At 34.9% G+C, this 24201-nt stretch carries 20 protein-coding genes and 1 riboswitch; of the genes, 16 read left to right on the plus strand and 4 right to left on the minus strand.

All coding sequences use genetic code 11. The annotated features are described in order from the left end of the window. The first annotated feature begins 260 nt into the window (after positions 1–260). The 12 genes from ACFFIT_RS09115 (at position 261) to ACFFIT_RS09170 (ending at position 13738) form a co-directional block, all read left to right on the plus strand. On the plus strand, positions 261–1064 hold the full coding sequence (locus ACFFIT_RS09115; protein ID WP_385877344.1) for a DUF4184 family protein: 804 nt from the start codon (positions 261–263) through the stop codon (positions 1062–1064). A gap of 356 nt (positions 1065–1420) precedes the next feature. Then, complete coding sequence (gene nusB, locus ACFFIT_RS09120) at positions 1421–1849, plus strand: transcription antitermination factor NusB (RefSeq protein ID WP_385877345.1); 429 nt, start codon at positions 1421–1423, stop codon at positions 1847–1849. A 55-nt stretch (positions 1850–1904) separates the two neighbouring features. Then, a complete protein-coding gene (thiL, locus tag ACFFIT_RS09125) occupies positions 1905–3116 on the plus strand; it encodes a thiamine-phosphate kinase (protein WP_385877346.1) in 1212 nt (403 codons plus the stop codon). A gap of 11 nt (positions 3117–3127) precedes the next feature. Then, complete coding sequence (gene glnE, locus ACFFIT_RS09130) at positions 3128–6115, plus strand: bifunctional [glutamate--ammonia ligase]-adenylyl-L-tyrosine phosphorylase/[glutamate--ammonia-ligase] adenylyltransferase (RefSeq protein WP_385877347.1); 2988 nt, start codon at positions 3128–3130, stop codon at positions 6113–6115. Then, complete coding sequence (murJ, locus tag ACFFIT_RS09135) at positions 6112–7653, plus strand: murein biosynthesis integral membrane protein MurJ (RefSeq protein ID WP_385877348.1); 1542 nt, start codon at positions 6112–6114, stop codon at positions 7651–7653. The genes glnE and murJ overlap by 4 nt, the downstream gene beginning before the upstream one ends. Positions 7654–7939: 286 nt before the next feature. Further along, the gene (corA, locus tag ACFFIT_RS09140) at positions 7940–8890 is read left to right on the plus strand and encodes a magnesium/cobalt transporter CorA (RefSeq protein WP_385877349.1); all 951 of its coding nucleotides are present in this window, start codon (positions 7940–7942) and stop codon (positions 8888–8890) included. Positions 8891–9295: 405 nt separating this feature from the next. After that, the gene (locus ACFFIT_RS09145; RefSeq protein ID WP_385877350.1) at positions 9296–10339 is read left to right on the plus strand and encodes a rod shape-determining protein; all 1044 of its coding nucleotides are present in this window, start codon (positions 9296–9298) and stop codon (positions 10337–10339) included. A 38-nt stretch (positions 10340–10377) separates the two neighbouring features. Further along, on the plus strand, positions 10378–11289 hold the full coding sequence (gene mreC / locus ACFFIT_RS09150) for a rod shape-determining protein MreC (RefSeq protein ID WP_385877351.1): 912 nt from the start codon (positions 10378–10380) through the stop codon (positions 11287–11289). A gap of 35 nt (positions 11290–11324) precedes the next feature. Next, a complete protein-coding gene (gene mreD, locus ACFFIT_RS09155; RefSeq protein ID WP_385877352.1) occupies positions 11325–11813 on the plus strand; it encodes a rod shape-determining protein MreD in 489 nt (162 codons plus the stop codon). A gap of 21 nt (positions 11814–11834) precedes the next feature. Further along, the gene (locus ACFFIT_RS09160) at positions 11835–12413 is read left to right on the plus strand and encodes a Maf family protein (protein WP_385877353.1); all 579 of its coding nucleotides are present in this window, start codon (positions 11835–11837) and stop codon (positions 12411–12413) included. A gap of 45 nt (positions 12414–12458) precedes the next feature. Then, the gene (locus ACFFIT_RS09165) at positions 12459–12881 is read left to right on the plus strand and encodes a YacL family protein (RefSeq protein WP_385877354.1); all 423 of its coding nucleotides are present in this window, start codon (positions 12459–12461) and stop codon (positions 12879–12881) included. 38 nt (positions 12882–12919) lie between these two features. Further along, on the plus strand, positions 12920–13738 hold the full coding sequence (locus tag ACFFIT_RS09170; protein WP_385877355.1) for a DUF726 domain-containing protein: 819 nt from the start codon (positions 12920–12922) through the stop codon (positions 13736–13738). Positions 13739–13876: 138 nt separating this feature from the next. Here ACFFIT_RS09170 and thiP read toward each other — a convergent pair whose 3' ends face one another. From thiP to ACFFIT_RS09190, 4 genes are all read right to left on the minus strand, one after another. After that, complete coding sequence (gene thiP, locus ACFFIT_RS09175; RefSeq protein ID WP_385877356.1) at positions 13877–15535, minus strand: thiamine/thiamine pyrophosphate ABC transporter permease; 1659 nt, start codon at positions 15533–15535, stop codon at positions 13877–13879. Then, positions 15511–16554, minus strand: a complete 1044-nt coding sequence (thiB, locus tag ACFFIT_RS09180; protein ID WP_385877357.1) for a thiamine ABC transporter substrate binding subunit — start codon at positions 16552–16554, stop codon at positions 15511–15513. The genes thiP and thiB overlap by 25 nt, the downstream gene beginning before the upstream one ends. A gap of 72 nt (positions 16555–16626) precedes the next feature. Next, a riboswitch (TPP riboswitch) is annotated at positions 16627–16718 on the minus strand. Positions 16719–16763: 45 nt separating this feature from the next. Next, complete coding sequence (gene glmS, locus ACFFIT_RS09185; RefSeq protein WP_385877358.1) at positions 16764–18614, minus strand: glutamine--fructose-6-phosphate transaminase (isomerizing); 1851 nt, start codon at positions 18612–18614, stop codon at positions 16764–16766. A gap of 279 nt (positions 18615–18893) precedes the next feature. Further along, positions 18894–19415 carry a hypothetical protein gene (locus tag ACFFIT_RS09190; RefSeq protein WP_385877359.1) on the minus strand — a complete coding sequence of 174 codons (522 nt, stop codon included), beginning with the start codon at positions 19413–19415 and terminating at the stop codon, positions 18894–18896. A gap of 295 nt (positions 19416–19710) precedes the next feature. Between ACFFIT_RS09190 and ACFFIT_RS09195 the strand changes: the two genes are divergently transcribed. The 4 genes from ACFFIT_RS09195 (at position 19711) to ACFFIT_RS09210 (ending at position 24166) form a co-directional block, all read left to right on the plus strand. Next, on the plus strand, positions 19711–20871 hold the full coding sequence (locus tag ACFFIT_RS09195; RefSeq protein ID WP_385877360.1) for an ISAs1 family transposase: 1161 nt from the start codon (positions 19711–19713) through the stop codon (positions 20869–20871). Between the two features lie 298 nt (positions 20872–21169). Next, positions 21170–22288: a putrescine ABC transporter ATP-binding subunit PotG gene (gene potG, locus ACFFIT_RS09200; protein WP_385877361.1), complete on the plus strand. Its 1119-nt coding sequence runs from the start codon at positions 21170–21172 to the stop codon at positions 22286–22288. 11 nt (positions 22289–22299) lie between these two features. Further along, positions 22300–23304, plus strand: coding sequence for an ABC transporter permease subunit (locus ACFFIT_RS09205; RefSeq protein WP_385877363.1), 1005 nt, complete (start codon positions 22300–22302; stop codon positions 23302–23304). Positions 23305–23317: 13 nt separating this feature from the next. Further along, positions 23318–24166: an ABC transporter permease subunit gene (locus ACFFIT_RS09210; protein ID WP_385877364.1), complete on the plus strand. Its 849-nt coding sequence runs from the start codon at positions 23318–23320 to the stop codon at positions 24164–24166. The last annotated feature ends 35 nt before the right edge of the window (positions 24167–24201 follow it).

The following is a 24201-nucleotide window of genomic DNA, read 5'->3' on the forward strand; positions in this document are numbered from 1 at the left end:
AAATCTAACTGACTTAAAACTAAATTAGTACTTAAAACTAAGTCAAAGATAAAATCAAAAGTTAGACGATAAATAATTAAAATTAAAAAACCAAAAGCCCTGTAGAAATACAGGGCTTTTGGTTTTGCTGTAAAAAATACTGTGAATGCCATCAATTTTAATTGTAAATTGTCTTTTATGAATTCTATCAGATAGATAATAATAGCTTTTAGTTAGGATTTTTTAAATATGAGCTAATCAATCAATCTAGAGTTAAACTCATGCCATTTACATTCTCACATCCAGCTGCAGTAATTCCAATCGCAAAAATGACGAACTACCGATTGCCTATTATTGCTCTTTCATTAGGAAGTTGTAGTCCCGATTTTGGATATTATACAAATGAATGGATTTATGCAGCAAGATCACATGATTTTTTATACTCTTTACTCTATATGTTACCTGCATGCTTATTATTAATTGCAATTATTAGTTTATTTAAAAAAGAAATTATTATTTTATCGCCAAAATATGTGAAAGTTATGGCAGAACAACACATACCCACTTTTTCAGTACCTAAGTTACAGACAGTTTTTTTAACGATATTAGCAATTATTATTGGTATTTATTCACACATTATATGGGACAGTTTTACTCATAATCCTGATAAATTTAAACCATGGTGGCCTTATATTGGACAGGAAGTTCATATACTATCAATTGATATAAAAATATATAAATTGTTACAGCATTTCAGTACTATTTTAGGTATGGCTGTTATCCTATTGTTTTTGTTAAAAGGCGTAATAAAACAAAAAAAATCTCAAAAACAAAATATTTTAAATATAGAGTTACAAAATAATGACAAGTGGGTAATAGCCTATTGGGTAACACTTTTTTTAGTATGTGGTCTAATTAGTATAGTTCAGTATGGTTTGACTTTTGAATATTTGCTACAGGAAATTCCGCATTTCCTTTTTCAAAATGCGGTAACTGGTGGTAGATATTTCTTTATTGGCTTACTTTCAACTTTAATAGTGATTAAGTTATTTAGAGCTAGCACTAGCACTTTCCTAAGTCAATAAATTAATAACGTAAATTCTACTAAGTGAATTTTACTTATTATACTAATCCACGATTCTTTAATTTTAGAAGATAGTTATTAATGAGTTAAAATCTGGGTAGGTACATATATAATTTTAGATTCAATTTCTATACTAGTTTAAAGCCAAATTAAATTCAATTATGCTAAGTCAATAGATTAAAATTATGTTTGTATTGTATGGACTAGACTAATTTAACAGATAAATTTTGTTTTACTCTTAAATAAGAATACTAAATTGTTTAGGATAAAAATAAATGATGTTTAAATGCATTTAAATTGCATAAACTATGTTATTATAAACGTTTAAATTTCAGCAATTTTGTAGTGAGGTAAACTGTGAATCCTAATGCCCGTCGCCGTGCCAGAGAATGTGCTGTTCAAGCATTGTATTCTTGGCAAGTATCCAAAAATCCTATGAGTGAAGTTGAGCTCCATTTTATCGCTGATCAAGATACTCAAGGGGCTGATTTGCAATATTTTAGGGAACTCCTCAATGGCGTAAGTAATAACACTCAAACTTTAGATCAATTAATGAACCCTTATTTATCAAGGGATATAGGTGCTTTAGGCGATGTTGAGATTTCTATTCTGCGTTTAGCCATATTTGAGTTAGCCTATAGAGAAGATGTACCACCTAAGGTAATTGTTAATGAAGCTATTGAACTTGCTAAATCTTTTGGCGCGGAAGATAGTCATAAATTTGTTAATGGTGTTTTAGATAAACTAATTGTCAAATTAAGGCACTCACCTTTAATCAAAGCTTAATTTAGGGTATTTGTTTAGCCTACTAATTAAATTATGATATTTTAAAGAGGATTATATGAAAAGTATAAATAAACCATTTAATCCTTATTTAAAAGAGTTCGATCTTATCTACAAATATTTCCATGCACCAGCGGCCGCACTTTTATCAAACTCATATAAAGATAAAAAAATATCTACTACTGAGTTAGGTATTGGGGATGACTGCGCTCTTTTGGATATTCCTCCTAATAATCAATTAGCAATTTCTACTGACACACTGGTTGAAGGTAGACATTTTTTTAACAAAACTGATCCAGCAGATATTGCTTATAAAGCTTTTATGGTCTCAGTAAGCGATCTTGCTGCTATGGGGGCTAATCCAAAATGGCTTAGCTTAGCGCTTACTTTACCTTGTTTAGATGAAGATTGGCTATCTAGATTTTCATCACAACTATTTCTCCTTTTGAATGCCTACGATATGACTCTTGTAGGTGGCGATACGACGAAAGGTCCACTGACTATAACTATGGTTGTTAAGGGAACTATTGAAAAGCATAGAGCATTACGACGCTCTAGTGCAAAAGTAAATGATGATATTTACGTTTCAGGTGAACTAGGCAGTAGTGCTTTAGGCTTGCAGTTTATTTCAAAATACTTAAATCAAGCTGAATTTTCAAAGAATGAACTTAGAGAGACATTTTTAAAGGCGTATAAGCCTAAGTTTCATCTTGATAGTGATATTTATTCAAAAAATCAGCTGGGTGAGAAATTAAATAAAGTTAAAATTAATAAGTCGATCGGTAACAATAGTTATCTTCTTTTTAATAAACTAAGTGATATGGGTTTTATAGGACGTTATCACTTTCCAGAGGCTAGAGTTCATTTAGGCAGAAAGCTTAACACAATTGCCCACAGTGCAATTGATATTTCTGATGGTTTAGCATCTGATTTATCTCATCTTTGTTATGCAAGTCAACTATCTGCAAACATAGAATTAGAAAAATTGCCGCTTAATGCCTCGTTCAACAGTGTCTTTAAAACGTTATACCCAATCAAAACTCAAACTGATGCGTATTTACTTGCTTTAACCGGCGGTGATGATTATGAATTGATTTTCACTGCCCCAAAAAAGAGCCGCAATAACATAGCTCTCCTAGCTGAAACATTAAAATTACCTATTACATGTATTGGTGAAATGTCAGAACAAAGTGAAAGACCAACCATAAGCTATACATTTAATAAATCCAAATTAAAATTTGATGCTTTAGGCTTCGATCATTTTGCTTAGGAATAGTGCTTATGTCTGTTAGTTCCCTCAATTATAAACTTAATATTCCTCTTAAACAGTGCTTAGTTTCACTAGATTATGTTGAACCTTTTGAATCATTCAATGATGACTCCAACCAGTTTAATTCACATTTTCTTTTGAACATATTAGAACAATTCTACCCAGGTCTCTTACAGAATAAAGTGTACCTAGCAGATTTGGATCTAACGACTCCATTCAAAAAAAGGCTTCAAACTTTCAGTGGGGCTATATCACTTATTCAAGATGAAATTGAAGTCATGAAAAAAGTACGTCAATTTCGTTATGAAATGCACTATTTAATAGCAATAGAGCAATTATTAGTTAGGACACGTCATTATGAAAACTCTGTTCCTTCCAATGACTTTGAACTGAATACCCAAACAATCCTCAGTATGCTTAGTGAACTTGCAGATCATATTATTGATACCATAGTAAACTGGGTTTATGGAACCCTTGCACTGTCTATGGGGAGACCTACGAACAAATTAGGTCAAGAGCAACCTTTTGTTGTTATCGCCATGGGTAAACTTGGTGGTGGTGAGCTTAATTTTTCCTCTGATATTGATTTGATTTTTACCTACCCTGATGCAGGAGAAACGATTTATCACGGACCTGCAGGCATAGTTGTGCCTAATAAAAGTAAGGATAATCATCAGTTTTTCACAAAAATGGCCCAAAAAGTGATTCGTATTTTAGACACTGTTACCGAAGATGGGTTTGTTTATCGTGTCGATATGCGTCTTAGGCCATTTGGTGATAGTGGCCCCCTTGTCATCAGTTTTAATGCCCTAGAAGATTATTATCAAGAGCAAGGACGCGATTGGGAACGTTACGCAATGATAAAAGCCAGAGTCATAGGCAATTTACCTGATGAAATTACTGAACGTTTAGATGAGGTATTAAGGCCATTTACTTACAGACGTTACATTGATTTTGGTGTGATAGACTCCTTGAGGGAAATGAAATCCTTAATCGAAAGAGAAGTGAGACGAAAAGAGGGTACATTAGACATCAAACTAAGTGCAGGCGGAATAAGAGAAATTGAATTTATTATTCAGGTTATTCAACTGATTCACGCGGGAAGAATTGGTAAGCTCAGAACCTCATCTATCCTAAAAGCGATATCTGAAATTTTATCTCATCAACTGCTTGATGAAAAAACTTTAAATATATTACAAAGCCATTACCTCTTTTTGAGGCGATTTGAAAATATTTTACAAAGTATGCATGATGTACAAACGCAAAAAATCCCAACCGACAGATATGATCAAGTGAGATTAGCTTATCTCATGGGAATGGATTCTTGGGACGCTTTATATCAACATTTATTAGATGCCATGGGCAGTGTACGAGAGATATTTAATCTTCTCATTACTGAAAAAAAACAAGAACATGAAAAAATTACAGAAACGTTTCTGACAGAAGCAACGATTAATGCATCCGCCTTGGATAAGCATTATTGGGCACAGCTTATCAGTGATGCTTGCCAATATATTACTCAAGGGCATACGCTCCAAGAAATTGTCGATAAATTTGGCTCCGTAGAAAATAATTTATTACTAAGCCTATTTTATCAGCATCTTCAGCTAATAGCGGATTTTCATCAAACTATACAAAATCGCTCGATTGGCCCTAAGGGACGTGAAGTATTAAATAAATTGATCCCACTTGTTATTTTACCCGTCGTCATCAATAAAGATGAAGTGGCTATTACTGCAAGACTTTTACATGTAATTAAAAATGTGATCACAAGAACAGCCTATTTACAGTTACTTTTTGAGAATAGTAAAGCGTTAAATAATTTTATTCAACTATGCCGCACTTCTTCTTTGATTGCAAAACGATTGGCAAGATACCCTCATTTATTAGGAGAGTTAATAGACTCGAAAACACTTTTTAGGCCAATTGATATAGAAGATTATCGTAAAGAGCTTGCAGTGTTTATGCTGAGAACAGAACCAGAAGATTTTGAAGAACAGCTCAATACACTCTGTCAATTTAAACAAATACAACAATTACGTATTGCTGCTGCAGATATTTCAGGCGCTTTACCCACCATGAAAGTCAGTGATCATCTTACTGAATTGGCAGAGACTATCGTTGAACACATAGCCAAAATGGCCATGAGTGATATGGCAACAAAATATGGTAAGCCATCGTATTTAGAGGATGATGAAGAAGTCACTTTATGCATCATCGCTTATGGTAAACTTGCTGGATGGGAATTAGGTTATCGTTCGGATTTAGATTTGATTTTTTTAACAGATAATATCGATGCGGGTGTGACGACTGGTAATAGAAGTATTGATAACCATCTTTTTTTTCAAAGGCTTGGGCAGCGAATTATCCACCTTTTAGGCGCTAGAACGAATAGTGGTTTGCTTTATGAAGTAGATACAAGGTTAAGGCCTAGGGGAGAATCTGGACTTTTAGTCAATACATTTGCTGCCTATAAAGCGTATTTACAACAAGAGGCATGGACCTATGAACATCAAGCACTTGTGCGTTCACGAGTAGTCTTTGCCATAAATGAGAGTAAAAAAGAATTTGATTTGATCCGCCTATCTATTTTATCTGAAATAAGAGAAAAAGAAGTATTGAAAAAAGAGATAATTGAAATGCGTGAAAAAATGCTAGCAAATATTACGCATAATCAAAAAGATAGTTTTGATCTAAAGCAAGCGCGATTTGGTATAACAGATATTGAATTTATAGCTCAATACTTTGTCCTTGCTTATGCAAATCAATATACAGAACTTACTGTATGGCCTGATAATATACGTATATTTGAAACGTTAGTACAAACTCGAATTATTGATGAAGCGGATGGATTAGCACTTTGTGATTGTTACATATCCATGCGAAACAGAATTCATCATTTATCCCTTAATGATAAACCTAGTATAGAAAATAAACAATTGGTTGAGGCAGACATTCAAATGGTTCAATCGCAATGGAATAAGTGGTTATTAAAATGAAAGGTAATTTACTCAAGTCGTTAGGTGCAATTAGTACAATGACATTTATATCCAGGGTTCTTGGATTTATAAGGGAGCATATTGTTATTAGAGTGTTTGGTGTGGGTATTGAATCGGATGCATTTGTTCAGGCATTTAAATTACCCAATCTCCTGAGACGTATTTTTGCTGAAGGTGCATTTTCTCAAGCGTTTGTTCCTATTTTGGCTGAATATAAAGTCAAAGAAGGGGAAGAGGCTACGCGCATATTCGTTGCTTATATTGCTGGTATTTTAACGTTAATACTTGCATTCATAACATTACTAGGTATTTTATTTGCTCCATACATTATTTATGTAACAGCACCTGGGTTTCTTGATGATAATGATAAATTTGCTTTAGCGTCATCGCTTTTAAAAATTACTTTTCCCTATATTTTCTTAATCTCACTCTCTTCTATGTGTGGAGCCATTTTAAATACATGGAATCAATTTAAGGTACCTGCTTTTACCCCTACATTACTAAATATTAGTATGATAGGAGGGGCACTTTTTTTATCGCCCTATGTTACCCCCGCAATCAATGCACTGGCCATCTCAGTCGTAATTGGTGGCATATTACAATTAGCTTATCAATTACCATATCTTTATAAAATTGGTATGCTTGTTCTTCCTAGAGTCAATTTAAAACATAAGGGCGTTTGGCAGGTATTAAGAAAAATGGTACCTGCGATAGTCGGCGTATCAGCAGGTCAAATATCACTTATTTTGAATGGAATATTTGCCTCATTTTTAATAACAGGATCGATGTCTTGGATGTATTATGCCGATAGATTAATGGAGTTTCCCGCAGGAATTCTTGGTGTAGCGCTAGGAACAATTTTATTGCCCTCTCTTTCAAAGCAGGCTGCAAGTAATGACACAAAACAATTTTCTTCCCTCCTTGATTGGGGATTAAGACTCTGTTTACTATTATCGCTACCAGCAGCACTTGCTTTGTGTCTCTTAGCGGAAGCACTTACTGTGACGTTATATCAATATGACAAAGTCACTGCCTTTGATTCACTAATGATAAGTAAAGCGTTAATGGCTTATTCTCTTGGTTTACTAGCCTTTATTATGATAAAAGTCCTGGCGCCGGGTTTTTACGCAAAAAAAGATATTAAAACCCCCGTGGTAATAGCAATAATAAGTGTCGTTATTACTCAAATAATGAACTTAATTTTAGTGGGGCCACTTGGGCATGTTGGACTATCACTTTCAATTGGTATTGGTGCTCTCGTTAATGCAACTTTACTATTTGTGGCCCTTCGTAAAAAAAAATATTATCAACCAAGCGCAGGCTGGCTTACATTTTTATTAAAATTAGTGATTGCAGTTTCGGCTATGGGTTTGGTAATATTGTCGATTTTACAATGGATGCCTGATTGGCAATTTGGGAATTTCGCGGAGCGCATTGCGAGATTGCTTCTAGTCGTTGTATTAGGCGCAGGATCTTATTTCTTGGTTCTAATTATGCTAGGGTTTAGGATAAAAGATTTTACCAAAAAATCAATATAATCTAGTCTTTTATAGAATTTTCTTTCTAGACAAATGAATAGAGTGTCGGATGTTTCGTTATTTAAAAAAATCTAAAAAGAAAAAGAAAAAGAAAAAGAAAAAGAAAAAACAAGAAATACATAAAAAAAAAAGAAATAAAAACAGCGCAAATAGCATAACAACTAAATATAGTAGCAATTAAAGAGAGGAACTTATATCTATCTTATCACATTAATTAATACACAATCGTAGTATCTAGAATATGTGAGAAAGAATTTAAGCATTATTAATGAGTGAGAGGGCTGGCATGATTCATGCATTTACATTACAAGAAAATAAGTTAAAAAAAATTGAGGTTGAAGAGTTTACTTCATTAGAATCGTCTATTTGGATAGATCTTGTTGAGCCAGAAAAAATTGAAAGACAGAGAATTCAAGATGAGTTTGATGTAGAATTAGCAACCCGTGTTGAACTTGAAGATATTGAATCTTCAGCACGTTTTTTTGAGGACGATGATGGGTTACATATTCATACGTTTTATTATCTAGTGAATAGTGATGACAGACCAATGACGTCGACAGTTGCCTTTACTATAAAAGATGGGCGGTTATATACTTTAAGAGAGCATGAATTACCTGCATTTAGGCTATACAGATTACGATCAAGAAATCAATCCTTGATTAATGGTAATCCATATGAATTGATGCTTGATCTATTCGAAACAAAAATAGAACAGATTGCTGATGAAATTGAATATGTCTATTCCAAATTAGAAGAACCAAGTCGCGTCATTATGGAACGTAAGCAAGGAGAGGAATTAGATAAAGCATTAGCCTATCTTTCAGAATTTGAGGACATTGGTTGGAAGGTCAGGTTATGTCTGATGGATAGCCAACGAGCACTTAACTATTTAGTGCGTCGTGCAAGATTACCCAGTGAACAACTCGAACAGGCTCGCGAAGTGCTGCGAGATATCGAATCATTATTACCATATAATGAATCACTGTTTCAAAAAGTGAACTTTTTAATGCAAGCCGCTATGGGTTTTGTAAACATTGAACAGAGCCGTATTATAAAAATATTCTCAGTTGTTTCTGTCATTTTCTTACCTCCTACATTAGTTGCATCAAGTTATGGAATGAATTTTGAATTTATGCCCGAATTAAATTTTAAATATGGTTATCCTGCAGCAATAGGGCTGATGATTTTAGCTGGTATAGCTCCTTACTGGTTTTTTAAACGAAAAAAATGGCTGTAAGAAAATAAATAAAAAAGTTAATTAAATAATTGAAAATTATTACGCTAAAATATGCACAAATACATTTTTTTAGCGTAAAATAGTCGATTGAGATAAAGACCATTCTTTTAATATGCATTTCTGAATTTGAGAAAGTGTAAGAATTTTTTATGCATAGCTAAAAGTTTTATACCAATCTACCTATGTAGAGGTGAAGAATCTGGAAGAGCAGAGACACTGCTCTATAGCCTGTGAAGCTAACCTATTTTAGGTGTAGTGATGATACAGGAACCCACTTAGACTTTAGTTTTAAAGTATAATGAATCTCTAGGAATTTCCTAGCGAATGCTTAGAGTGGGATGTCGAAAATTTATTAACAAGCATCATTCAACTTTTATTTAAGAATACACAAGGTAATCTCTTCCTATGTTTAAAAAAATTCGTGGTTTATTTTCAAATGATCTTTCTATTGATTTAGGTACTGCTAATACGCTTATTTATGTTCGTGATCAAGGGATCATTTTAAATGAACCTTCTGTTGTTGCTATTCGTCAAGACAAAGTAGGTACTGCTAAAAGTGTTGCTGCTGTTGGTACGGATGCCAAAAAAATGTTAGGTCGTACGCCGGGTAATATTGCAGCAGTTCGCCCAATGAAAGATGGTGTTATTGCTGATTTTTTTGTCACTGAAAAAATGTTACAACATTTTATTAAAGAAGTGCATACTAACAGTTTTATGCGCCCAAGCCCGCGAGTTTTGGTTTGTGTGCCTGTAGGGGCTACACAGGTCGAAAGACGTGCCATTAAAGAGTCAGCTCAGGGGGCTGGTGCACGAGAAGTCTTTTTAATTGAAGAACCTATGGCAGCAGCTATTGGTGCTGGTTTACCCGTTTCGGAAGCAAAAGGTTCAATGGTGGTTGATATCGGTGGTGGTACAACAGAAGTTGCTGTTATATCTTTAAATGGTGTGGTTTATTCTTCATCTGTCAGAATTGGTGGTGACCGTTTTGATGAAGCTATCATTAGCTATGTAAGAAGAAATTACGGTTCATTAATCGGTGAGTCAACCGCTGAAACCATAAAACATAAAATTGGTTCTGCCTTTCCTGGCGATGAAATTTTAGAAATTGAAGTCCGTGGTAGAAATCTTGCTGAAGGAGTGCCACGTGGGTTTGTTTTAAACTCAAATGAAATATTAGAAGCACTCCAAGAACCTTTAGCAGGTATTGTAAGTGCAGTGATGGCAGCTCTTGAGCAGTGCCCACCTGAACTTGCTTCTGATATTTCTGAACATGGTATGGTATTAACTGGTGGTGGAGCACTATTGAGAAATCTCGATAGATTATTGTCTGAAGAAACTGGAATTCCTGTGATTGTTGCTGAAGATCCTTTAACCTGTGTTGCAAGAGGCGGTGGTAAGGCTCTAGAACTAATTGATATGCATGGTGGAGATCTATTCAGTGACGACTAACTTTATTACTTGTTATCTTCAAGTTGTGAAGTTTTGATATGAAACCAATATTTAGTCGTCTTCCCTCTTTATCAGTGAGATTACTCCTTCTGCTTATTATTGCACCAGGGGTAATCATCGCTGACTCTCACTTTGCGCTTTTTTCTAAAATTCGGTATTATTTAGATACGGCGGTGAGTCCATTTTATTTTTTAGCCAATTCTCCTAGAACTTTAACAGACAAATCAGCTGAATATCTAATCCCAAGAAGCGATATTATTGCTGAGAATGCACGTCTCAAGGATATGTTATTAAAGCAACAATCCGATCTACTGCTCTTAGGGCAATATGAACAAGAAAATAAACGCCTGAGACAATTATTGAATTCTCCGTTAAGAAAAGAAGAAGAAAAAAGGGTCGCTCAAGTTCTTTCGGCTGAGACAGATCCTTACTCCAATCAGATAATCATTGATAAAGGAGCGAATGTCGGTGTTTTTGAAGGGCAACCAGTAATCAGCTCTAAAGGTGTAGTGGGGCAAGTCGTTGGAGTCAGTGCATATTCAAGTCGAGTGCTTTTAATATGTGACTCTTCTCATGCAATACCAATACAAGTGCTTAGAAATGATATCAGAGTGATAGCATCTGGAAATGGATGCAATGAACCGTTGGAATTAGATCAACTCCCACGCAATATAGACATACAAGTAGGTGATGTTTTGGTAACGTCTGGCTTAGGTGGACGTTTTCCTGAAGGATATCCTGTAGCTATTGTTACTTCTGTCGGTATTGATGTCTCAAATGCATATACTGTTGTTAAAGCTATTCCAACCGCAGATTTGCAAAGACTTAGATTCCTATTACTTATATGGGGTGACACGTTAACTCAAGCTGTTTCACCTACAGCAAGTGACATTCAAAAGACAATAACTGAGCGCTTTGAAGACACCATACATACGTCTCCAAATTCATAAGGGTTCAGTGTTTTACTAATTTAGGTCGCTAACTCATGTTTTTTTTAACTAGACACCATTGGATTATAGTTATTTTATCTTTTTTACTCGCTTTTGCTTTGCAAAGTATGCCTTGGCCTGATAATTTAAATATGTTCAGGCCATCTTGGGTTCAATTAATTTTAATTTATTGGGTAATTACTCTGCCACATCGTATAAATGTTGGCGTGGCTTTTCTTGTAGGGCTGGTAGCCGATGTTTTTTTAGGATCTACACTTGGCATTAGAGGACTTACCTACGGGCTTTTAAGCTTTGTATGTGTCCTTATTCATGATTTTATGCGCAATATAGCATTATGGCATCAAATATTTATTGTGCTCGTTTTATCTCTAGCGGTTGAAGTACTTATTTATTGGGTCTCTTTTTTGGCTTCAACCGTTGAATATCATCCAGAATTATTCTTAAGATCTATTATCAATGCTCTTATATGGCCGTGGTTATATATCTTGCTCAACAAACTTCGAACGAAGTTTTCAATAAATTAATCTTTTTTGTAAGGTAAAATTATGCCTTTATCAATTCCTCATGTTTATCTTGCTTCAACCTCACCAAGAAGAGCGGAACTATTGTCGCTACTTAATGTGAATTTCTCACTACTGAGTATTAATGTACCTGAAATTATACAAATCGGAGAAAGTCCAGAGGAGTATGTAGTTAGGTTAGCAATCGATAAAGCAACTTTTGGGCTTGGATTGACTAAGGGAGTTGATCCAATTATTGCTGCTGATACAATCGGTGTACTTGATAAAGAAATACTTGAAAAACCTAAAGATGAAGCTGAAGCAATTGAAATGTTAATGAAGCTAAGTAATAGAACTCATACTGTATATACTGGAGTCTGTATTCTTAACCAGACTAAACAAATTACTGAACTTATCTCTACCGAAGTTACTTTCAGACAATTAGGTATGGATGAAATAAAGTCTTACGTAGATACAGGTGATCCATTTGATAAAGCGGGGGCCTATGGAATTCAGGGCAGAGCAGGTGCGTTTGTTGAAGCTATTAATGGAAATTACCATAATGTAGTTGGATTACCCTTAGCCCATGTTTCTAAGCTTCTAAAGTGTTTTTATGATAATTGATTCCATAATCATTCAAAAGACTATTATTTTTTAAGTGGAGGCAATTTGGAATACGCTTTTCAACAAATAAATCAAGCTGGTGATATTGAAGTAGTAAATATTTTTGAAAATGAGGCCTTCAAACATTGGTTAAATACCGAACTTGCTAGTAATGTAAATAGCACTAAACAGTGGATTTCAACAATTAAAGAACTATTGCAGGACAGAATAGTCGAACAAAAATGGATTGGCAAGGAATTTACTTTATTCCTTTCTAATTGTGAGATAAAAGTGATGGCTAATTTCTTGTTTAGTGATCTTTCTGAGCTAGAAATGATGACTCTAAAAGATGAAAATTTATCTATTGAAGAAAACGAATTTCAGGGAGTAACAGATATTCTTGATTTTTATGGTCTTTTGTTACATTATTATGAGTTCATGTGCTCTACCTATGGGATTAGGAATGAGTGTAATTTGAGTCATCGTTAACAACTTTACTCATTAGGCATTTAACTTAACCGGATATTATGCTAAAAAAAATCAAAGCCCAATTTCTCGTCAATGAAAGTCAAGATATTATTATCTCTGACATAAATACTGCGTCAGATCTGCCCATTAATGTCTATATCCATGGATATGGAAGCTTTTATCTTAAAACTTCTGAACAAGATTTTAAGAATAGAATAAATCAGATCTCAGGTTATGAGCATATTTTAGTAAGATGGCCATCTGAGCATTATAATAAAGCGATTATTGAAGGGTTAACAAAAGGCCTAGCCTTAAATCAATTACGAAATCTGAAGTCGACTACTTCAAAACTTTCTCAAATCTCAGGCCCTCTTCTTGTTATAGGGATAGAAGCGCTTACACAAATAAAGAAAGTGCAGAATAAAACCCATCATTTAGATACAGTCTTTGCAGAGCGACTAAATCAGTTTATGTTAATGCATAAAAAAGCAAACCGCCCTATTAATTTTGTTGCGCACTCATTCGGTACCCGTTTATTACTTAACGCGTTAATGAATAAAAACAACAGATCACTTTTTAATGCGCTCAATTTACACAACATTGTGCTCATGGGAGGAGCCATTGATAGAGATGCTGTCTCATGGCAGGATGTACTCGGTCAAATACGGGGTAATATATATAATTGTTATTCAAAAAAAGATTGGGCGCTGGCTGTTAAGCCAGATTTTGATAAAAATATTGGTCGCTATCCTGTCGTTTTAAAAGATGAATATGCTGGTAGAATTATTAATCAAGAAATGAAAGATATTGATCATAAATCCTATTGGCGCAAACTAGATGATGTTTTAGCCAGATTGGATTTAACTAACGAAAGATAGGTGCTAAGAGGATTAATAACCCGAAAATGAATCCCAATAAAAATAACGTGTTTTACCCCATCAAGGAAGGAGTTTCCAATCTAGGATATTGCTAATATTCTTTAAAACCAAGAGAATAATTAATTTTAAATATACCTATTAATTTGTTTTAAAGTTAGCCATCTTAACATTTTTAATGTTTAAATTTAAATGACTCAACATAAAAATCCCTAGCACCAACAATAATAAAATGAGAGCGATTACATCTGCGCTCTCTGTTTGGTAGTTACCTAATTTAAGAAATAATAAATAAGGCAGGGTGTAAAACACATCCCCTGAATTTTGAGAACCTAATATTGATATAACACCGATGTCGCCTAAGGAAAGTGTCATTGCAAATGCAAAAGCCTTTTTAAAGACACTCAAATTCCCTCTGATATCTAAAAGCCATAACCGATTGAATGCGTTTATGTTGTAAAGTCTTGCTAATTTATTATAGGCATGGGCATTATTCACCATCGATGGGTATATTTGATTTAATACAAAAGGCAGAGCCATCAAAGCATTAATTATGGGTATAAGAATATATGGGCTTGCCAGTAGACTCTCAGTCAATGAAAAATGAAATAGTGAAATATATAATCCTGATGCAAGAACAATTCCAGGGATCATTAGGGTGACAGAACTTGTTGAGATCATAAATTGTGCTAAACGATTTTTTTGTTTTATAACAAATTGTCTTGCTGTCCATGAGATTGCTATACCAAGGCTTAGAGCCAGAAATGCTGAACTTAATCCTATTATTAAGGAATTTAAAAACGCATTTTGTAATGGCCTTGAAAAAATGGTTGCCCAAAAATCAGAATTAAACCCCACCCAAAATATAGCGATAATCGGGGGTAATACAAGACAAATCAAAATAGCTATGAGCAGTATATCTGATAATTTTATCCATATATTTCTTGATTTTATTTTCCAATGTATTGAGTCTGTAGCTGCCGCGTAATGAGTAGATAAATTTTGTGATAATAAAAGAAGAATTAAACACAAAAGTATTTGAATCAAAGCAAGCAGCCCCGCTTTTTGGAAGTCATACTCATAGGTCATAGCTTGATAAATAGCTAATTCAATGGTGGTTGCCTTAGGTCCTCCGCCTAACAACAGTACTATGCTAAAACTGCTAAAACAAAGCGTAAATATAATAACGGATAAATAGGCTATTTGTTTTTTTATTACAGGCCACTCAATTAATGTAAATTGCAACCAGGAAGAAAAATTAAGCTGTGCTGCTAATTTTAATTGGTGGGTAGATATGGAATTTAAAGCTTTTAAAAAAAGTAAAGTCGCATAGGGTAAGTTAAAAAATACATGAGCCAATAAGATACCGTGTAATCCATAAATAGAGAAATGGATTTTGTCTTGAGTTATTGCACTGATAAAGGAAGTAACTATTCCTGAGTTCCCATATAAAAAAATTAAACCAAGTACCACCACAATACTCGGCATAATCAAAGTGGTGGAACAAAGTGAAATAATCAAAGATTTGTATTTAAAATCGCGACGATAGAGTGCTTTTGCTATAAAATAAGCAGGTATAATAGAGAGTAGAGAAGACAAAGTAGCTTGATAAAAAGAGAAGGTAATGACCTTTTTTAAATACGGAGAAAGTCCCTCTGATAATGTATTGATAAATGCAAGTGGGGGGATGTTAGATAAAAATCCCCCTAATATAAAAGATAATATACTCGAGATAAACAAGAGTGACAGAACACCTGGGAACTGCCATTCTAACTTTATAAACTTAAGGCATTTTGCCACGTTTCAATCCACATTTTTTTCTTATCAGCAACTTCCACAGCTCCGAATTCAAAAGCATCTTTCGGAAAATATAAATTATCAAATATGGCTGATGTTTTCGTATTAATCACGGGATACATCCAATTTGTTGTGGGAATTTGTGATTGAAAAGCTTCTGAAACCATAAATTGCATGAAACTATCTGCAAGTTCGTTATTTTTAGTATGGGCTATTTTACCAGCCACTTCAATCTGCAGATAATGCCCCTCTTCAAGGTTCAAAGCAGCAAAGTTGTTTTTGTTTTCTATGACTTCATGATAGGCAGGTGAAGTTGTATAACTCAATACAAAATCTGCTTCCCCTTTTAAAAAGAGGGAGTAGGCTTCACTCCAACCTTTTGTTACAGTGACTGTTTTGTGCTCAAGATTTTTATAAGCATCAGAGACATTGTCACCAAAAACACTCTGCATCCATAAAATAAAACCGAGTCCTGGAGTACTGGTACGCGGATCTTGATAAATAATTGTCCAAGGTTTATCACTATAGACCAGTTCTTTTAATGAGGTAGGTACCTCTTTTGTTTTTTCTTTATCATAAACAAAACTAAAAAAACCATAATCAAAGGGTACAAAAAGAGTCGAAGACCAACCAAATGGCATGTCAATATTTGTTAAATCAACATCACTAGGCGCAAAAAGTCCTGTATCAACTGCTTCTTGGAGTAAATTATTATCCAATCCAAGCACGATATCCGCCTTAGTGTTTTTCCCTTCATTCCTGATTTTATTCAAGAGTGTTACCCCATCAGCAGCACCTATAAAATTAACCGTACAGTTACATTCTTTTTCAAATGCCTCTTTAATCTGTGGGCCAGGACCATATTCACTGACAAATGAGTCATAGGTATATATAGTCAATATATTATTTTGATTGTTTAGCTCTGCGCTTAAGGCAACAAATGATGAAAACAGAAGGCCTACTGAAACTAACGTAACAGTTTTTTTTGTTAATTGAAACGAACGGATAGAAAAATGACTCATTAAAACTCCTTTGATAAGACTATTCATAGGTGAATGGTTCACTTAAAAACACAAAGGATTGAGTAGAGATATAAAAGCATCTGACTCAAATCCCTTCGCCAGTACTAACTGGATCAGGTTCGACGGGTTTTATCTCAGCCTATTAAGCACCCCGTTGAGCCGTTCTTATTTTACGCAGTTTTAAATAAAAATCAATGACGACTGATTTTTTATTCTACTGTAACACTTTTAGCTAAATTACGTGGCTTATCAATATCTGTCCCTCTAACAATTGCGACGTGATAAGCTAAAAGTTGTAATGGCAAGGTATGTAGTATTGGTGATAAATTGCCATATACTCCTGGCAATTTAATGACATGCATACCTGACGATGGTTCAATTTTTGAAGCATCATCAGAGAAAACAAATAATTCGCCACCACGAGCCTTCACTTCAGCCATGTTCGATTTTAATTTCTCTAATAATTGATCGGTAGGAGCAACGACAATTACAGGTATTTCCTCAGTAACAAGAGCGAGAGGTCCATGTTTCAATTCACCTGCTGGGTAAGCTTCCGCGTGAATATAACTGATTTCTTTCAGCTTAAGAGCGCCTTCTAATGCAATTGGATAATGCATCCCACGACCTAAAAATAAAGCATGTTCTTTTGTGGCAAACTTATCTGCCCACTTCGTGATTTTAGGCTCCAATTCTAAAATTTCTTGCATAGCAACTGGTAGGTGCTTAAGCAGTTTTAATTCTTCTATTTCTTGAAGTTCCGAAAGATTCCCTTTCAATTTAGCTAAGACTAAAGTCAGTAAGTACAATGCCGTTAATTGAGTAGTAAATGCTTTAGTAGAGGCAACGCCAATTTCAATTCCAGCTCTCGTGATATAGGCTAACTCACACTCTCTTACCATTGCACTGGTCGGAACATTACATATGGCTAAGGTTTTGGTCATACCTAAATTTTTTGCATGCTTTAGTGCAGCCAAGGTATCTGCTGTTTCACCAGATTGTGACATAGTAATAACCAATGTATTAGAAGAGGGAACACTTTGACGATAGCGGTATTCACTCGCTATTTCCACCTCAACTTTTATTTTAGCGATTGCTTCTATCCAATATTTCGCAGTAAGGCCTGAATAGTAGCTTGTACCACATGCCAATATAAGGATGCCATCTATCTCACTGAATCTTTTTCTAGCGAGTAAACCAAATAATTCAGGATCGATAGAGTCAATATCATGTAGTGTATCAGCCACTGCTCTTGGTTGTTCAAAGATCTCTTTTTGCATAAAATGACGATAAGGACCAAGATCAGTATTGAAAGATTGGCTATGAACAGTGTGGATGGTCCGAGTTACACAGGCGCCTGATTTGTCATAAATCCAATAGTTATTGGCTTGTAAATCAACTACATCACCTTCTTCTAAATAGATGATTTGATCTGTTACCCCAGTTAAAGCAAGTGCATCAGAGGCAAGGAAATTACCATGAATTGTTGGGTTTTGGGGCTTGCAACCAAGTACTAAAGGAGAACCATGACGAGCACCTACCAGTCTATGGGGTTCAGAACGACACATAACCGCAAGTGCATATGCACCTTTTAAGTGTGATATTGCCTCGGTTACGGCCTCTTTAAGACAATCTACATAGAGATAATTAATTAGATGTACGATGACTTCTGTATCGGTTTGACTCTCAAAGACAAATCCTTTTGACTCAAGCATAATTTTAAGTTCATCATAATTTTCAATGATCCCATTATGAACAAGGGCAATATTTGCCGAAAGTTGATCTGAATGCTTTGAAAAGTGTGGGTGTGCATTTTCAGTAGTTGGTTGCCCATGTGTTGCCCAGCGTGTATGTGCGATCCCAATTGTGCCATTAAGTGATTCTTGAGCGATTTGAGAAATAAGTTCACTGACTCTTGAAGTGGTCCTTGAGCGGTGCAATTCCCCTTGATTAATTAAAGCAATTCCACAAGAGTCATATCCTCTATACTCTAAGCGGCTAAGTCCGGTTGTTAAAATTTCAGTGATATCAGATTGTGCTACAGCACCTACAATTCCGCACATAAATAAACCTCATCGTTAATAAGTAAAAAGTCGGCATTGACTTACATATATTATTAAAAGAAACATGTGAAATTAATAATCTTAATCATCTTTAGTATGAAATTTAATTTCAATAAAATAATGTAGTGTAAGATAATTTTACTTTTATTTATTTTATGAAATTTTGTTTCATTTAATTAAGTGTGGCAAATTATTCACATTGTCAAATAAAAAATGCACTACGAGCCATAAATAGATTCAGTGCTATTATTGAATCTATTCATAAAATGTAATGGCTACTCACTCCAAGAAGGAGCTGTCTAATGCATCACTTAAGCATGCCTTTGCTGTTTTAGCATAAATATCAATAAAGTTGTCTGCCACAGGGATGATTCCTTTATGCATATCACTCAATTCTTTAGGAGAGAAGTGTTTTACTAATTCTTCGTAAGAACAAGCGCAATAAGGTACAGCAACCTCTAAGGGTAAATCCTTACTACTTTTTTCACAGGTAGTTTGAAAAACGGTTTGTAATTCACAATATAACAGCGAGTTGCTTTGAAGACTAGAATAAAGAGGGGAAACATCACTCTCAGACTCATACTTTATGAGACTCTCAATTGAGTGATTTTCAAGCATTTTATCTAAACTACATTGACATTCAGCAGTCTTAATACTAGAAGGATTTTCTCCTTTGCACTGTTGCAAGTAAGTCGCTTTGAATTCTTCGTCATTTTGCCCACATGCAGTTAGAAGAATTACAGATAAGAAAAAAATCATCAATATTTTTACTTGGCGAGCTTGAAGAAAAAGAGTACGCATTAGGAACTGTCCTTGAACAAAATAGCTAAAATAAATTTAAACTGTAGGTGGTAAAGCAAAAGGAAAAATAAAGCAAGGAAACGATAAAAAAACAATCTAATCTACTGTCTAATACAGCAGACTAACTCGGTTTCTTTTAATGAGAAAGCTTTAAAATACATAATATCAAATTTCGAATAATTAAAAAAGTTTTGTGCATAATCCTTCCAGGGCAAACGGGTAAGTTTTACACAATTTAAAAGGTTATATGAAATAATGCTATAATATTCCTATATCGAATAATTAAGGAACCATTATGCAAGATTTGTCTGAACAGTATACAACTTCAATAAGCCTAGCCTTTAGCGAATTAAATGATCCACGTGGCTATGGTGTTAAACATCCCCTTATTAATATCATTAGCATGACCCTATGCGCTATTATTTCAGGATGTGATAATGTTGAAGCGATTTCTATGCATGCTCAAGCTAGAAAAGACTTTTTTGCGCGTTTTTTAGATTTAACCGCAGGTATCCCTAGTGCTGATACATTCCATGACGTTTTAAACAGAATTAAACCTGCTGAATTTACAGAATGTTTTAATCAATGGGTTAAAGGATTAAAAACAAATTGTAACGATATTATTGCCATTGATGGAAAAACACTCAGAGGGACTGCGGATAAAAAGAATAATGCAAACCCAATTCACCTCGTGAATGCTTGGTCGGTCGAAAATCAGCTTTGTTTTGGTCAGGTAAGGGTTTCAGATAAATCTAATGAAATCACAGCCATCCCAACTCTGATAAAAATGTTAGACATTAAAGGAGCAACAGTCACTGTCGATGCAATGGGATGTCAGCATGCAATTGCCGGTTTGATAGTTTCGTCAGAAGCAAATTATGTAATGGCACTTAAAGGCAATCAAGGCAGTCTAAATGAGGATGTCAGGCTATTTTTGAAAACTGAATTAGAGCAAAATTTCACAAATACAAAACATAGTTTCTTTCATGAAGTAGATGGTAATCATGGCAGAATAGAGGAAAGGCATGTCTGGATGACAACAGAGGTAGAATGGTTAAGGGAGCGCCACGAAAATTGGAAATCTATCAATAGCATTATCGTCGTCAAATCCATTCGAGAAATTAAAAATCAGGCTGACACACAAACAGAAGAACTTCGTTTTTATATCTCAAGCGAAATCAATCAAGATGCTAAATGGATAGCTCAAGTCATTAGAGGGCACTGGCAGGTAGAAAATAATCTACATTGGCAGCTTGATGTTAGCTTTAGAGAGGATGAGCTTAGTTTGCGTAGTGGTTATGCTGCTGAAAACATTTCTTTCATGAATAAACTCACTATCAGCTTATTAAAAAAGGAGCAAACACTAAAGGCGAGCATTAAAAATAAAAGGATGGTTGCCTGCATACAAGATGAGTATTTATTAAAGGTACTAAATGCGAACAACTTCATTGATTAAAACTCACCCGTTTGCCCTGATAATCCTTCCCTTAACGTTTAGCACCTTTTTTAATAGATTTACGCAGTAAATTAATGGGATATTTAAAAGTTGAGTTTTCAATAAAGGGTACTTAAAAGTAAAAAAATCATTTTTGGCTAAAAATCAATCAAAAGGACTCTGATCATCAATTAATTTTTGCTATTTTTTTAAATCAATATAAAGTGACCTCTTGCGCGTAATACGTGGTAAAGGGCGACTTAATAATTGTATATTAAGTATTACTTTTTTTGCACTTTAGCTATGGGAGTTACCCAAATTGAACCAACAACTTACCAAAGGAAAGCAATTCTCTCCAATATTAGAAATTAAAGATTTAAACAAAGCATTCGACAATTACTATGCGATTGATAATATAAATTTGACCATTTACCAAGGTGAAATTTTTGCTCTGTTAGGCGCATCAGGTTGCGGAAAATCAACGCTGTTGCGTGTACTGGCAGGTTTTGAAAAGCCTACGTCAGGTCATATTTTTTTAGACGGTCAAGACATCAATGATATTCCTCCACATAAAAGACCCATCAATATGATGTTTCAGTCTTATGCATTGTTTCCGCACATGACCGTTGAGCAGAACATTGCGTTTGGCCTTATTCAAGATAAATTACCTAAAGCGGAAGTGAATACAAGAGTTGATGAAATGCTCAGCCTTGTTCATATGCAAAACTATGCTAAACGTAAGCCTCATCAACTTTCAGGTGGACAAAGACAACGTGTTGCCTTAGCAAGAAGTCTGGCTAAACGTCCTAAAATCTTATTGCTTGATGAACCTATGGGCGCTCTTGATAAAAAGTTAAGAGAGCAAATGCAATTAGAGGTTGTTTCCATTTTGGAAAGGGTAGGGGTGACTTGTTTAATGGTAACCCATGATCAGGAAGAAGCTATGACCATGGCAGGCCGTATTGCGATTATGAATGAAGGTCGATTTGTGCAAATAGGTGAGCCGCAAGAAATTTATGAGTATCCCAATAGCCGCTATAGTGCTGAATTTATAGGTTCTGTTAATATTTACTCAGGCATTTTAGTTGAAGAACTCGATGAGTTTTATATTTTAGAAAGTGAGCAAATTCCCTTTAAACTCAAATTATCCATTCAAGAAGTCGTGGTTGAAGGTGTACCCACTGAAATCGCTTTGCGACCTGAAAAAGTAAAAATTGTGGATCAATTGCCAGAAGATAAGGTTAACTGTGCTGAAGGAGAGGTAATAGAAATAGCCTATTTAGGCGACTTATCTATTTACCATGTAAAATTATCCACCGGTTATGTGCTTACGACTCAGCTACAAAATGCTGAACGAACAGGCAAAAATGCACCTACATGGGGTGATAAGGTAATTTTAGCTTGGGACTGTGAAAACCAAGTTGCTCTTTTAGCTTAAGGGGGGACAAGATGAATCAACCGTTTTCAGAAGGGATACTTTCCCTCTCATCGCTTAAATTTCGATTTCGTCAATTTTTTACGATATTTACATATAAAAATTTAATCATCGGTATCCCCTTTGCGTGGCTTATCATTTTTTTTGCGTTACCATTTGTCATAGTGCTCAAAATAAGTTTTGCTGAATTGGCTAGAGCAATGCCTCCTTATACGGATTTATTTGACCTAGAAGAGGGGGTGCTTTCTATTTACATCCATTTTTCTAACTATATTAGATTATTACAAGATGGCTTGTATGGTGAAGTTGAGGGGGGGCTTTTCGCATTATTAAAAGAGGTCTTTACTGAAAATTTATACTTAAAATCATACCTACATTCTTTGGCTATGGCACTTTATACAACGGTTTTATGTATATTGATAGGTTATCCTCTGGCTTGGGCTGTCGCGAATAGTCATGCCTCTGTGAGGAATATTTTACTTTTGCTTATCATTCTTCCCTCATGGACTTCATTTTTAGTTAGGATATATGCTGTGATGGGGATCATAAGTGATAATGGTTTTTTAAATAATGCACTCATTTATATAGGCGTTATAGATGAACCGCTTAAGATTTTAAGAACAAATGCAGCAGTGTTGATTGGCATGGTTTACGCATATCTACCATTTATGATTTTACCTATATATAACGCCATGATTAAACTGGATTATACGTGTATTGAAGCTGCTCAAGACCTTGGAGCTAAACCATTTACCATTTTTAGACGAGTAATGTTTCCTTTGACAAGAGGTGGCATTATCGCAGGTTCAATGTTGGTCTTTATTCCTACTGTTGGAGAATATGTCATACCTGAACTTTTAGGGGCTTCAAATAACTTATTGATTGGTGGGGTACTTTCTTTAGAGTTCTTTAATAATAGGGATTGGCCTATGGCCGCAACACTTGCTGTGGTGATGCTACTCATCTTGATAGTACCTATCATCGCATTTCATCGTTTTCAAAGACGCAATTTATCTTAAGGAGGAAGAGTCAATGTCGCAACTTCCTGTGGTAAAATCTAAGTGGCGTTACCTTATCCTAATATTAGGCTTTAGTTTTCTATACGCACCGATGATTTTTTTAGTTATTTACTCGTTTAATAGTTCCAAACTTGTGACAGTTTGGGCTGGATGGTCTACTAAATGGTATGGGGAATTATTCAAAGATGCCGAGTTACATCAAGCCATTTTAAGAAGTTTGACTATTGCATCAACATCAGCCATTGCAGCGGTCATTTTAGGGTTACTTGCAGCGATTGTACTGGTTAGACTAGGTAAATTTAGAGGAGAGAATGCTTTTGCATTCATGATAACCGCGCCATTAGTCATGCCTGATGTCATTACCGGGCTTTCTTTATTGCTTTTGTTTGTTTCCTTAGGAGAACTTTTCGGTTTTCCCGCTTCAAGGGGAATGATGACTATATGGTTAGCCCATGTGACTTTTTGTACAGCCTATGTGGCTGTGGTAATAAGTGCTAGGCTTAGAGAAATGGACAAAACTTATGAAGAGGCCGCTGCGGATTTAGGCGCAGGTCCTTTGACTGTTTTTTTTAAAATTACCTTACCTATGATTTATCCAGCCTTATTAGCTGGTTTTATGCTAGCATTCACCTTATCTCTAGATGATGTTGTTATTTCCAGTTTTGTCTCTGGCCCGGGTTCAACAACACTACCTATGTGGATTTTTTCGAGTGTTAAGCTAGGCGTGTCACCTAAAATTAATGCGTTAGCTACGATAATTCTGCTGGTTATCGGTTTTGCAGGTTTCTTCGCGTGGTGGGTATTATCTCGTAATGAAAAAAGACGTTTTAAAGAATTAAAACACTTAAAATTGGCAAATTAAAATAATGACATTAAATGTATTGCCCTAGCAATAGG

This window comes from Thorsellia kenyensis, from assembly GCF_042432445.1.
Lineage (GTDB): Bacteria > Pseudomonadota > Gammaproteobacteria > Enterobacterales > Thorselliaceae > Thorsellia > Thorsellia kenyensis.